At 41.0% G+C, this 6378-nt stretch carries 8 protein-coding genes; all 8 read right to left on the reverse strand.

All coding sequences use genetic code 11. The features are described 5' to 3' along the window. Nucleotides 1-38 precede the first annotated feature (38 nt). Entirely contained in the window at nt 39-542 is a 504-nt protein-coding gene (locus tag ACYVAA_RS09275; protein ID WP_460540825.1) for a hypothetical protein, read from the reverse strand. Between the two features lie 41 nt (nt 543-583). Beyond that, nucleotides 584-1297 (reverse strand): hypothetical protein, encoded by a 714-nt coding sequence (locus ACYVAA_RS09280; RefSeq protein WP_460540827.1) that lies wholly within the window; start codon nt 1295-1297, stop codon nt 584-586. A gap of 164 nt (nt 1298-1461) precedes the next feature. Beyond that, nucleotides 1462-2103: an outer membrane beta-barrel protein gene (locus ACYVAA_RS09285; protein WP_460540829.1), complete on the reverse strand. Its 642-nt coding sequence runs from the start codon at nt 2101-2103 to the stop codon at nt 1462-1464. Between the two features lie 274 nt (nt 2104-2377). Continuing rightward, a complete protein-coding gene (locus ACYVAA_RS09290; protein ID WP_460540831.1) occupies nt 2378-3325 on the reverse strand; it encodes a HipA domain-containing protein in 948 nt (315 codons plus the stop codon). Next, a complete protein-coding gene (locus tag ACYVAA_RS09295) occupies nt 3315-3650 on the reverse strand; it encodes a HipA N-terminal domain-containing protein (protein WP_460540833.1) in 336 nt (111 codons plus the stop codon). Before ACYVAA_RS09295 ends, ACYVAA_RS09290 begins: the two co-directional genes overlap by 11 nt. Further along, nucleotides 3647-3856, reverse strand: a complete 210-nt coding sequence (locus ACYVAA_RS09300) for a helix-turn-helix domain-containing protein (RefSeq protein WP_460540835.1) — start codon at nt 3854-3856, stop codon at nt 3647-3649. Before ACYVAA_RS09300 ends, ACYVAA_RS09295 begins: the two co-directional genes overlap by 4 nt. Nucleotides 3857-4174: 318 nt before the next feature. Beyond that, nucleotides 4175-5251 (reverse strand): dihydrodipicolinate synthase family protein, encoded by a 1077-nt coding sequence (locus tag ACYVAA_RS09305; RefSeq protein ID WP_460540837.1) that lies wholly within the window; start codon nt 5249-5251, stop codon nt 4175-4177. 320 nt (nt 5252-5571) lie between these two features. Continuing rightward, on the reverse strand, nt 5572-5973 hold the full coding sequence (locus tag ACYVAA_RS09310; protein ID WP_460540839.1) for an acyl-CoA thioesterase: 402 nt from the start codon (nt 5971-5973) through the stop codon (nt 5572-5574). Nucleotides 5974-6378 lie beyond the last annotated feature (405 nt).

Here is a 6378-nt window from a genome sequence, read left to right on the forward strand (position 1 = left end):
CAAGGAGGCATTTTTTCAAAATGCGCTAATTGCAATTGTTAAATCATATTTTGTTTAAGTTCAACTATTAGTTTTTTCACGGTTAAAATCACTTTTTCAATAGGAAATTGCACGGCATTAACCACGTCCAGTTCATGGTCAGCATTGCAATTATCTCTATCCCAACAAGACCACACAAACCTGATCAATAAATCAGTCTGAAAAATGAAAATGGTGTATTGATCAATGGTTTCATCAAGCTGAAATAAATGTCTAAAAAACCGGGGTTCTTCACATTCCCTCTCTTTCATCAGCAATCCATAAGCCTGTTCATGTGATAATTTATCAAATTTGATATCCTTAAATTGTTCACTATTTAATTTATTCAGCAAATTTTGAAAACGTAAAATATAGGTAGGCACATAAACTGCCTCATTAGAAATCAATTTTTTTCCCAAATAGAAATTGATTTTTGATAGTTTATTTGTTGGCTTATCCTTAGTCAAAACCAATTCAAATTGAATATGATGCCTATCACCAATTTTCATCTTTTCTTTTTTCACTATTTGCTAATACCTAAATCCAAAGGCAATAAAATTGAATATCAATGACTTTTTTCATTCAGCAATTGTTCCATCGCTGTTCTTGGGAGTTCAGCATAGTCCTTAGGCCTTTCCAGTCTTGAATGGAGTTCTTCTGGGCTTAAATCTGAGAATTTATTCTTCCAAAAGTTCAGTTTTTCTTTTCTAAGCTGTTCCATTCTTTCTATTTCCGGTTGATGATCTTGATAAAGGTTGCTTATTGATGGCCAAAAAGTATACTTGGTTGTTACAGCTTCAATTGGAAATTCTTCCTGCGTTAGGATTAACGAGCTAATTTGGAATTCCTTATTATCAGGCGTTTTGACTTGAAGGTATGAGTAATTGGACCAGCCAGTTGAAAGGCGTCTTTTGTCTTGCTGATACAGTGTTAGATGTTCTACAACTGTCAACTCATCAAAACTGAATGTAAACGAATCTTTTTCGTTCAGATTAAACCTAATATTTCTGTTTTTGGAATCAATGGATACTGAAAATCCCTGAGATTTTTTCCAGTGTATTAAATGCATAATTAGAGTTGGAATAACCCCTAGGGCGATGAATGCACCTACTGCAATTGGAGGTCCATATGTATAAGAGAATTCCCAGGTTTTGTCCTTGACATAGTGAGAAAATGGAATGGCCAAAATCATTGCAACAGGTAGAAAATAGAAATGTTCTCTCAAATATTTATGAGATTTAAAAATGCCTTCCTTTGATATTTGGTATGACTTCTCCATAGGCTGAATTGCCACAACAGGTATGAACTTTTACTTTATATTCTTGATCCAATTGTTAATGCCAAATTGGGGTATTTTTTGATATGATTGGTGAAAAATTAAGAAAATCAGCTAAGCTATTTTTTTAAGACAATCCCTGAAATACCCATTGACTAGTTTCCAATTTATCGAAAAGAATAATTAACCTCTATAAAGAAACTACTGGTTCTTAGCTTAAAGTCATCGGTTTTGTATAAATCAGATAGGGCCGTCTGGTAACGGTAGCCCATGCCCAAATAAACCTTTTCCACTAATCTATAATACAGGGCTGCCCCCAGAAACCCTTCCAGAAAGTATCCTTTACTATATGCTTCCAGACCGTTTTTGATTTCCACATTATGTTTAACCCCTCCTAAAAGTACCGGCCTAAGCTTCCCTGTCAAGATACTGTAATCCAAAGATAGAGGGATGGTCAAAAACTGCTGTTCAATCTTTTCTGGAGCATAGAAAAAATAATTTGAAGAGGCAATTGAACAGGCGGCACAGTCATAGGTTCCGGTAAAATCTTTATTGGAATAAATAATCCCGGAGGATAGGCCGAGCCGTTCCCAGAAAGGATACCTGCCGTTCACGCCTAAACTAAAGTTTGTCCGGTCAAAATTGACCCCATAGCCATTGGCATTTCCTTGGGTGATTATACCGCCCATCCCATCTCCCAAATTCAATTGGTCCAAGGAAAAAGCTATCCCAAAATCCCAGTTGGTTTTATCTTGCGCTTGTAGGTGGCTATGGATCAGGAAAAATGATAGTAAGAGGAGCTTTTTCATATCAACTAAAAATTGTTTTTAGCCCAGACGGTAAATCCTCCAAAATTGCTACACGCCTCACTTCACCGGTAAGAATCTCAAACTTCGAATAGCAGGCCTACTTAGCCAAGTTTTATCTTGCAAAGGATACTGCTAAACCGCTATCTAGTCCTCGTTTGCAACGAGTTCTAATAAATCCCAGCCTTTATTAACGCCACAATTCATCCATCAACAATCTAAAAATGCCCGGATTTGCCACTCCCCATTGCAAACGGGGGTTAGAAAAAATACGACACTATTTTATAAGCTCCAACTGTTGAAACCTTGCTTCCAACATTCCCTTATAGGCAGTTTTCATATGCTCTGAGAGAAATGATTTGCCGATCCATTCCAATGCCTTAGGTCGATGTTTTACCATACGTCTGAAAGTCGCCAGGATCTGTTTGTCGGTTAGCCCCAAGCCTTTTCCCAACCGCTCAAATTGTTCCCGTCGCAATTTCCTTTTCTTTCCTTCCAGGGTCAGCGCAAGCTCTTCGGTATCTCCTGGGAGTATGATCGCCACATTTAACAAATCATAGGCAGGGGCTAATCCCCATCCGGAGGAACTTTGGATCATAGAAAAGTTTTTCAAATGCATGTCATTATTTCCTGTGATAAATGAAAACAGTGCCAGCTCCAAATAAAAAACCTTATCCAGCAAAGTATTTTCGGAATAACTATCTAATGCCTTTCCGACTTTCTCCATAGCCCCCTTATACTTATCGTATGCCTCTGTGATCTGAAACATATCTAGCATGTGAATCTTCTCTCCTGAATCCATACGGTCAACCCTTTTGGTGATATAGGAAAGTTCTCCGGAAGCTAGTCGAATCAATGTAGAAGGCACTACCCGAATCCCAAAAGTTTCAGCTATACGCATAGTTAGATGTTCGTTTGCGGGCATTTCGGGAAACTTGTCAGACGGCGGCTTCAAAATATATTGTCCTCCCAATGCACCTACAACGGTCAATCTTGTATCTGACTTTTCTTTTGCTTTTTTCACCAGGGTCATTGATAGTTTAGCCTGTACACCTGGTACAGCCACGCTTCGCTCAACAATTTTCTTTGCCAATTCATCCATTTGATGGAGCGAATACTCGATTTCAGGAGGTGTCGGAGAACCAAAAAAGGCGGAGCAACATTTTTTATGAAAGTCTTGCCCTTTTGGAACAGGTTCATAGCAATACAAGCATTTATTCTCCATCTTCTATTGGTATTGGTTTAACACTTACCGCACCTATGCAATGCTGACAACAGGCCAGCAAAAGTCCCATACGGTCATTGCTATTGATTTTCCAATTTTCTGAGGCAATATCCAATAACCAGCCTTCGGGAATAAGTCCATCAAAGAATGAAAAAAGCCGATTGTCCCTATATGGTTTTTCCCTGACAGGCATGGTGAAAGTAATAAAATCATTGGGATGATCTTTCACATATTGCTCATCATACTGAAAAACATATTCGCCATCATTCGTTTCTATAATGATACCGGCCAAATACTCCTTATAATATACCTTGCCTTGTCTCATTCACCTAAGTCTCTACTATTGACGGGAGCCAGCTCATGTCCAAACATGCTAAGCACTAGGTTTACTTTTTCCATGTTCAGGTTGGTCTTGCCCTGTTCGATCTTTCGGATCACCGTCAATGCCACTCCTGCGCGTTCTGCAAACTCTTCCTGGGTAAGATTTACTTCTTTTCTACGCGTTTTGACGAAGTCTGATAAATCTTTCATTATACGCTTTTAAATATAACCTATAGCAAATATAAAAAATTATATGTAAAAAGATATAATTACATGCTTTCACTAAAAACTATATGCATTTGAATATAATCAATAAACCCATTATGTGTTACATTCTTTGGGGTATTGTATATAAAGTCCCTTCCTGACTTACCAATTCATGTTTGCAATCCCAAAACACCTGACTAATTAAAAATATCCAGACAGACCAACCCGCGTTGCAAACGCAGGACAAAAAAAATTCCATCCCCTAACGCTTCTCGCCCGGACAATCCCCTCTTTTGTCTAATATCTGGCGTCTATGCTCTTTCACCTAACACTGATGCCTAAGCGCTTATGCCATTCAGGAAGAACCGCATGGATGGCGTCCAAGGCCTGCATTTGCTCAGCCGTCAAGGGAGTTTTCGTTTTTCTACAGATGGGCAGAATTGGGACTCCCCGTTTTTGAAGGAAGTATTTGGCGCTGGTAGGGTAGCCCTTGGAAATGATGGCATCTGCCTTGGTGAGCTCTCCCTGCAGCCATTCCACCTCTTTCCGCTTGGCCGGATCAGTGGCATGGGCGCACATCCAGGAGAAGAGTTCAGGATAGAGGTTGCCTGCAATACAGGACATGCCACGTGCACCCAGTTGCAGGGATTCCATTGCATTGGGTGTATGGGCATCGTAAAACTCCAAAGAACTCCCCTTGAGAATTTCCAGCTTGACTTTTATTTTATCCAGCTCCAGGTTGGTGTCTTTATGATAGACAAAACGCTTGGTGGAAAGCATGAACCGCAACACTTCAGGGCTGATAATTCGCTTGTAGGGTGAAGGACATTCATAGGTCCCCAAAGGAATATCCCCGGTAAGATCCAGAAATTTCTCCAGATTCTTAATCAGCACCCGGTCGTCTTGCTCCCTCTCGGCAAAATGGCCAGTGATCAGAATCACCGCATCCACACCGGTAGCATGCATTTTATGGGCAAATTCGGCCTTTTCTTCGATGGTACCCCCAAAGGATCCCGTAGCAACCACGGGCATTCCCCCTTTCACCCGCGTCACCACATGCCTTGCCAGTGCCAGCCGTTCTTCATTGCTAAGCTGGTACATTTCACTGCTGAGGCAATTGGCGAAGAACCCCTTGGCCCCACAGGACTGATAGAAATCAATGAGTTTGGTCAGGGCATCAAAATCGATGTTTTCGTTTTCGTCAAAGGGCGTGATCATGACCGGAACGAATTTCTTCTCATCGTTTTCCTTTGATGAGAACAATGGTTGAGCAGTGGAAGAGCTCATCGGTTTGGCCAAGAGTTCCTGTCCAAAACCTGCCAAGCCGGTAAGGGATACGGTGCCCAGGACAAATTTTTCCAAAAAGTTTCGACGCGAATGCTGTGCTGATGATTTCATTGTTGTAGGATTTATCGTTTAGACCTTATAGCTGGACTTAAAAACCAACGGTTTGAAATAAGGACTGAAAAATTGTCGAATGGACTATACCGAAAGTCAATCTTTGATCTAACACGCCCGTATTCAGTCCTGTCCCAACCCGATCCGATCTCCTGTGCTCCCTATGCAGAAAAATGGTTGCCAATGATCTTATAATGTACCTATTAGGCTTGCATACAGGAAAAAAAAACTCTTTCCACTGCCCGCCGTATTCAATTCAACACACATTCTCGCCAGGACAATCCAGTCTTTTATCCAACATCTAGCGTCTAATATCTAAATCAGGAAATAGCCCTAAGCCACTCCGGTGTGGGCTTTACCAGCTTCCGGGCATGGGTGTCAAACAGGCCGATGCTCATCTCTATATCCGAGCACTTGTTGCCCTTGCTGTCCACTATCCATTGTTGTATGGTCCCTACTTTGGAGGTGTATCCGGTTGTTTTGGAAAAAATGGTGATTTGTTCTCTTAGCTTTAGTTCTTTGATAAAGCGGACTTTGATATCCAGGATGACCGGGCCTAAGCCTGTTGTTTTGATTTCCGGCAGGCCATAGCCATTTTCGGTGATAAACTGCCAGCGGGCCTCTTCATATATTTCCAGATAGGTGGCATTGTTTACATGCCCAAAGGTGTCCAAATGGAATTCCTTGATGGTCATTGGATATTCAAATGTTCTGCTCTCCATTTCCTGTTTAATTCGTCCCTAAAAGATATTAAGCATGCAAATTAATAATATTCTAATGCCATTAAAAGAGGCTGTCTCATAAGTAGATTTCTCTGGGTCCTACACAAATAATATTTTGTTGTAGTGTGTGAGTCAGCGGAGAAAGGGCCAGCCCCAAAGGGGCGAACTAATAATAACCTGGGGTGGCAGCCCCAGGCGAAGGTACTCCACGAGGGTCATATTTTGGCCTGATTAATAGCAATATAACATACAACTTGCCGCCAAAACCCGCAGATTTTAACCCGGATTCTAAGACTTGGAAAAAGTAACGTACAATAGCTAAGGTATGAACCCGAGTTCGATTTAAAAGCAGTGAAATAGGATCGCTGCGTCCCCGAAAGTGATCGGGGCAGGCTATTGCGAACC

Source organism: Echinicola sediminis (assembly GCF_054777495.1).

What these genes read in the sequence shown, in the direction of transcription:
- ACYVAA_RS09280 (WP_460540827.1), bottom strand. Translation starts at nt 1,297, where the DNA reads ATGGAGAAGTCATACCAAATATCAAAGGAAGGCATTTTTAAATCTCAT.
- ACYVAA_RS09285 (WP_460540829.1), bottom strand. Translation starts at nt 2,103, where the DNA reads ATGAAAAAGCTCCTCTTACTATCATTTTTCCTGATCCATAGCCACCTA.
- ACYVAA_RS09290 (WP_460540831.1), bottom strand. Translation starts at nt 3,325, where the DNA reads ATGGAGAATAAATGCTTGTATTGCTATGAACCTGTTCCAAAAGGGCAA.
- ACYVAA_RS09295 (WP_460540833.1), bottom strand. Translation starts at nt 3,650, where the DNA reads ATGAGACAAGGCAAGGTATATTATAAGGAGTATTTGGCCGGTATCATT.
- ACYVAA_RS09300 (WP_460540835.1), bottom strand. Translation starts at nt 3,856, where the DNA reads ATGAAAGATTTATCAGACTTCGTCAAAACGCGTAGAAAAGAAGTAAAT.
- ACYVAA_RS09305 (WP_460540837.1), bottom strand. Translation starts at nt 5,251, where the DNA reads ATGAAATCATCAGCACAGCATTCGCGTCGAAACTTTTTGGAAAAATTT.
- ACYVAA_RS09310 (WP_460540839.1), bottom strand. Translation starts at nt 5,973, where the DNA reads ATGGAGAGCAGAACATTTGAATATCCAATGACCATCAAGGAATTCCAT.